The 4766-nt window shown below is 37.1% G+C and carries 8 protein-coding genes and 2 pseudogenes; all 10 read left to right on the plus strand.

What is annotated here, in order from left to right:
• Window positions 1–308 (plus strand): annotated as a pseudogene (locus N456_RS08670) (hypothetical protein); the annotation flags it as partial.
• Window positions 309–318: 10 nt separating this feature from the next.
• Window positions 319–711: a hypothetical protein gene (locus tag N456_RS08675; RefSeq protein ID WP_062055993.1), complete on the plus strand. Its 393-nt coding sequence runs from the start codon at window positions 319–321 to the stop codon at window positions 709–711.
• A 24-nt stretch (window positions 712–735) separates the two neighbouring features.
• Window positions 736–1254, plus strand: a complete 519-nt coding sequence (locus N456_RS08680; protein WP_062055995.1) for a hypothetical protein — start codon at window positions 736–738, stop codon at window positions 1252–1254.
• Between the two features lie 12 nt (window positions 1255–1266).
• Window positions 1267–1551 carry a hypothetical protein gene (locus tag N456_RS08685; protein ID WP_062055997.1) on the plus strand — a complete coding sequence of 95 codons (285 nt, stop codon included), beginning with the start codon at window positions 1267–1269 and terminating at the stop codon, window positions 1549–1551.
• A 71-nt stretch (window positions 1552–1622) separates the two neighbouring features.
• Entirely contained in the window at window positions 1623–1964 is a 342-nt protein-coding gene (locus N456_RS08690; protein ID WP_062055999.1) for a hypothetical protein, read from the plus strand.
• Window positions 1942–2778: a hypothetical protein gene (locus tag N456_RS08695; RefSeq protein ID WP_062056001.1), complete on the plus strand. Its 837-nt coding sequence runs from the start codon at window positions 1942–1944 to the stop codon at window positions 2776–2778. The genes N456_RS08690 and N456_RS08695 overlap by 23 nt, the downstream gene beginning before the upstream one ends.
• 51 nt (window positions 2779–2829) lie before the next feature.
• Complete coding sequence (locus N456_RS08700; protein ID WP_062056003.1) at window positions 2830–3009, plus strand: hypothetical protein; 180 nt, start codon at window positions 2830–2832, stop codon at window positions 3007–3009.
• An 11-nt stretch (window positions 3010–3020) separates the two neighbouring features.
• The gene (locus N456_RS08705) at window positions 3021–3470 is read left to right on the plus strand and encodes a hypothetical protein (RefSeq protein ID WP_062056005.1); all 450 of its coding nucleotides are present in this window, start codon (window positions 3021–3023) and stop codon (window positions 3468–3470) included.
• 5 nt (window positions 3471–3475) lie between these two features.
• Window positions 3476–4489: a peptidoglycan-binding domain-containing protein gene (locus N456_RS08710; RefSeq protein ID WP_062056007.1), complete on the plus strand. Its 1014-nt coding sequence runs from the start codon at window positions 3476–3478 to the stop codon at window positions 4487–4489.
• 28 nt (window positions 4490–4517) lie between these two features.
• A pseudogene (locus N456_RS08715) lies at window positions 4518–4766 on the plus strand (hypothetical protein); the annotation flags it as partial.

Genomic DNA, 4766 nt, shown 5'->3' on the forward strand with positions numbered 1-4766 from the left:
GAAGCGATTCTGAGCTTAAAAAGAGGATGAAGCAAACCAATTTTGATAGTATCAAAAAAGTAGGAGGATTACAAAATGGTGTGTTCTCTCTGGTGGCGAATAAAAAAATTATTATTGATGAGCGCCCCATGCAGGAGTTTGCTACTGATGGAAATAGTACACTGAATTTAGGAACTTATTTTTTAGAAAGTCCACGTTTTATCCGAGATGATGAGGAGTTTGAGTTCTCCATAGAACTAGGAGATGATGCTCCAGAAAAAGCATTGATTAAAGTTGTACTGGCAGGTACAGTTACAGTCCCTGCATAAAAATAAGGTCATGGATCAAAACACCAAAGAAACCAGAATATCTTTTTCTTTTCCTGTAAATAAAGCAGCACAACTCTATACGATTACGACACTAGAACTCCCCAAGCACACTAAACTAATAAAGGGATTACAGTTGTTATCAGATTACCCTAATAAACTCTACTACAGGGGAAGTCAGCGTATCGAAATTGGAGGAGAAGAAATTTTCCCTGACGACTTTCAGAGTAAACTCTTAATGGCTTCATTAAGTGTTGCTCCCCGAGAACGTTTTTTTGATTTAGGAGCAGTATTACCAGGAGATCTGTCCGTAAAAGTACGTTTTCAAGACACAGAACATCGTAATGCCGATTTCGAACAAGGCTATACGGTAAGTCTAGTGATGTTGATTCAAGAAGCAGTGTAAATTAGAATCATAAATAGTAAAAAGATGAAGTGCAAGATCAATTCAGACAATAAAAAACATCCTACAGGGGTTATAGTGCGCAGGAAGTTTGTCCCATTAAAATTTACTATTCATAGGAAAAATCAATTTTTAAACGCAGGGGCAAAACTTCCTTTTACATCCAGTAAGGTAATTGGACTACTCACTACTGCTACAGTAGCCCCTTGCATTGCTACTGAACTGCCTCCAAAATATTACATAGGAACTGCTGTATATAGGATAGTCGATACTCGTTTTATACACCACAATCCAGGAGTGTCCTACCAAGGAAAGGATCCTCCTGGCACAATGATCAGGGTTAATTCTGGAAATTGGTGGTATTATGCACATCCTAATACGGGTAGAACCCCTGTAATTCTGATCAATGGAGTTGTTCAACACCTTCAACCGATACCAATTCATATGCAACCAGAAGGGTATTGCATCGCTACACCTTATACCCTATGGGGAGGAGTACTTCCTTCACAAAGTACTATAGCGATCACCTTTACTGCTGTAACCTAAAAACACAATCATATGATACTAGGCACACTATCCTTATTTCAGAAAAAAGGAATTTTTTATAAAGAACAGCAATTGTCTTCCAAAGATACATTTACCACGATGCTTAATCAACAGTTAGAGGGAGGACATACTAGTATGAAGATCCCTGATCTTCCGAACAGATATCAGATTACTCCAGTAGAGGAATCTGGAAATACAGACTATATCACCGCTACTTTTGAAGATCATGGGATGGCTAATTATCCATATGAAATCATGGTATGGTTACTCGTGGAAGAATTTCCAGAAGAGATATAGTCTCTAAAATAGTAATCAAAGACGTTGCTAGTACAGCATATCAAATAGTGGAATCATAAAAACAAAAAAGTATGCATGAAGAATTTGCATTGCAGTATGCTGATCGAAGAGCTAAAGAGAAAGGGTATCACTCTTATAGAGTTGTATATCGGGAATTCGTGATTCCTGCCAATGAAAAATTAAAGTTTCAGGCCTACAATGAAGTATGGCTAATGACTTACATCTCTTGGGGAATGCAAGTCATCTCTGATTATGGACGATATAATGATACTCGACAACAAGGAATTGTAGAAAATAGTTATGAACATGCAGATGTTATAGAAATAATCAATTCTGGTAAGGCAAAAGGAACAATTCGTTTTTTACAAGTGATTTTAAAAACAAGAACAGATGGAACACCTCATAAGACATAAAAAACCCGGATCAGTCAGACTAAAAGACAAGCACTATCAAGAGATGGATACTTTAGGTATTTCCAATGAGAGTGCATACTTGAAGTACAAATTGCAACAAGGAGCATCACATCTGGAAGTCGTACAACCTGACTCTTCAGAACAGCAAACACAACTATTTCCTGTAGTAGAGTCAGATACCTCTGTTACATTGAAAGATCAGCTTACGATTCAACGATTGTCAATGGAAAATCAAAAGCTTCAGGAAAAGCTAGAAGAAATCAACAAGCACAATCGAGAAACCCTAAATGGAATCAATAATCAAGTACATACACTATTACAACAGGAGCTTGAAAAACGAGATTTTGAAACCTTAAAAAAAGAATATACTCAACAAGAAAAACGAGTAGAACAATTAGAAGAAACGCTAGAAAAAAGTAAAAAAGAAACTCAGGAAAAACAACAAGAAATTGAAGCTTTGGTTAAAAAACTAGGACTTGTAGAATTAGGAAAAGCACTCCTTCCTGGAGCAATCTCTGGATTAGCCAAACAATACCCCAAACAAATGAAGGGGATCGCCGGCACTCTGGGAAGGTTGGGCTTATCCGATGTAGAAAATACCTCAGATACCGCTGATCAAGACAGTACACATCTATTGCAGATCATGGAGTATATACAACAGCTATATACAGAAGAGCAATTCGAACAAGCCCTACAATTGTTACTCCACATCGGAGAACAGATTAAATACGATACTACACTGATCGAAAAAACAGTGTATTATATAGATCAAGTACTTCAAAAAAAGAAATCAAGCGACAAAGATGCAGTATAATATAAAGGACTTTGGTTTCTACAAACTAAGAACATTTGAAAATTTAAACATATGACCACACAGATCACCATAGAAATATCGGTAAACGATAAAAAAGAAGCCTCCCAAGTACAAAAAGCTTTACAAACCATCAATACGCATTTTGGAGCTAAAGGGATTATTAAAATGGAGCAGCTGTTTTTAAATGATGCTTTTGTAAGAAATCTAGTTAAAACCAGTATTAACATGTAACTCAAAAGATTATGGCTGTACCTGTAGCACTAGCACTAGAAGCATTAAAGAACCGCTCCAAAAATCAAGAAAGTCATCTCCCTGTGATCTCGGGCACTGCGAGCCGTATTTTGATCACAACAGGAGTGGCTATAGGGCTATTTTTTATGGTTCGTAGATGGGTTAGAAAAGCTAAAAGAAATGCTCAGGAGCGTCAAGCCTTACACCCTGGAGATCCTGCTAATTTTGCGATGCGACTGATTATGGCATTCGAAAATGATAATGCTTTTGGATGGGGAACCGATGAAGCAGCTGTATTTAGAACACTAGAGGAAATCCCATCAACATCGATACTACGTCGGGTCATTAAGGTATTTCCCTCATTAGATAAGCACAACAGAAATTTAGCCGCTGTTTTAAAAAGCGAATTGACTACAGAAGAATTCGCAATTGCTCAAGAAATTATCAATTTAAAACATTAGACAAGATGAAAGCTAAAACCATTATAAAACCACCTTCTAAAAATAGAGTTCTCAAAAAACCGATTTCCAAAAAACCAATTTCCAAAAAAAAACTCCTCCTCTATGGAATTGGTGGAGGATTAGTGTTGAGTCTAGGATATTTAGCCTATACCTATTATAGAAATCGTGCTGCCAGAAATAGAAGTCTACAAACTCCTGTAAGCACTTTAATCCCTAAAGGGGGTGCTACTAAAGCGGTAGTACCAAGAATCCCTTCGAATCAGTTTCCATTACGTAGAGGAAGCAGAGGGTCGCTTGTGGAGATGGTACAAAAAGCCCTTATTGCTAAAGGAGGGCAAGCAGCACTGATCATCAAAGAAACTAGTTTTAGAAATGGAAAACCTGATGGTATTTTTGGGAAAGGTACACAACGGGCATTACGAGCTGTGGGATACCCCACTATAGTAACACAAAGCAGTTTTACGACTCTGGTAGGAAAGGCAAAAATAGGAAATGGATTTTATCCAGCAGCGATTGCTAAAGAACTCATAGACCATGCTAATAACCGACATCTGTTTGGAATACTCAAAGGATTAGAAAAAATTACATCAGTAGCGCAATACCAACAAGTCAGTACCTTTTTTCAAAATGTAAGAATTTTAGGAACACGAGTTACTTCTTTAGTAAATGCATTGTTAAGTGTTGCTTTTAGAAATAAAGAACTGGAAAAAATAAAAATACGAGCAGCTTTTAGAAAAATGGGGTTACAACAAAATGCTCGTGGCATATGGTTTACCCCCACAGTAGGCACTATTGGATATTTTGAAGATCCACAGGATCAGATAGAACAGCAATGGAATCTTGCCATCACTGAAAAACCAACACTTCTGAAAGCAGAAGACGGTTCTTTTATTGTTCCAGAGCTACTCCCCAATACAGTGATTGGATATATTACAGGAATACAAAGCGGGGTAACACGGATTCTAACACAATCTGGAGAAACGGTATTTGCCCCTACTCAAAACGTATCCTATCTATAAAACAAATACTCTATAAATGCTATATAACATGAAAAAACTAATAAAATGGTTGACAGAAAACTTTGGAAAAGAATCTTCTTTTCTCAGATACTTTACGATTTGGCGAGAATTTTCGTCTCTGGCAGTAGGACTACTACTCTGGGCGCATAGTGCTGCATTTTTACATTGGATTGACCCTACTGCAGGAACCTATGATGCAGGGATATTTCAGATATATCTATTTGCTATTATAGGCATTTTTATTCTTCATGGTATTGTACGTATTCTCATGAAGTTG

Source organism: Aquimarina longa SW024, assembly GCF_001401755.1.
GTDB lineage: Bacteria > Bacteroidota > Bacteroidia > Flavobacteriales > Flavobacteriaceae > Aquimarina > Aquimarina longa.

Bases quoted from the DNA above. Each gene is read 5' to 3' on its own strand.
- N456_RS08675 (WP_062055993.1), top strand. From the start codon at position 319: ATGGATCAAAACACCAAAGAAACCAGAATATCTTTTTCTTTTCCTGTA.
- N456_RS08680 (WP_062055995.1), top strand. From the start codon at position 736: ATGAAGTGCAAGATCAATTCAGACAATAAAAAACATCCTACAGGGGTT.
- N456_RS08685 (WP_062055997.1), top strand. From the start codon at position 1,267: ATGATACTAGGCACACTATCCTTATTTCAGAAAAAAGGAATTTTTTAT.
- N456_RS08690 (WP_062055999.1), top strand. From the start codon at position 1,623: ATGCATGAAGAATTTGCATTGCAGTATGCTGATCGAAGAGCTAAAGAG.
- N456_RS08695 (WP_062056001.1), top strand. From the start codon at position 1,942: ATGGAACACCTCATAAGACATAAAAAACCCGGATCAGTCAGACTAAAA.
- N456_RS08700 (WP_062056003.1), top strand. From the start codon at position 2,830: ATGACCACACAGATCACCATAGAAATATCGGTAAACGATAAAAAAGAA.
- N456_RS08705 (WP_062056005.1), top strand. From the start codon at position 3,021: ATGGCTGTACCTGTAGCACTAGCACTAGAAGCATTAAAGAACCGCTCC.
- N456_RS08710 (WP_062056007.1), top strand. From the start codon at position 3,476: ATGAAAGCTAAAACCATTATAAAACCACCTTCTAAAAATAGAGTTCTC.